Annotated in this window: 1 protein-coding gene; it reads left to right on the top strand. The window is 61.1% G+C overall.

From position 1 onward, the window contains the following. Positions 1-14: 14 nt before the first annotated feature. The coding region (locus SB659_RS20115; RefSeq protein ID WP_410551702.1) for a hypothetical protein at positions 15-252 on the top strand (238 nt) is incomplete at its 3' end.

Consider the following 252-nt stretch of genomic DNA (forward strand, 5'->3'; position numbering starts at 1 on the left):
CTTCGGATAACCGCATGACGACCTACGCGCCTCTCGACATCCTGAAGCCAGTGGACGACGGCATCTGGATCGTCGACAGCGGGCCGCTCCATGCTGCCGGAGCCATACCTCTACCCGTTCGCATGACGGTCATGCAGTTGGGAGATGGCAGTATCGTCCTGCATTCCCCAACCCGCTACGATCTCAGCTTGCGGCAGGAGATCGAAAGACGTGGCCCCATCCGACATATCGTGGCGCCGAACAGCGCGCACT

The sequence above is a fragment of the Arthrobacter sp. SIMBA_036 genome (assembly GCF_046535135.1).
Taxonomy (GTDB): Bacteria; Actinomycetota; Actinomycetes; order Actinomycetales; family Micrococcaceae; genus Arthrobacter.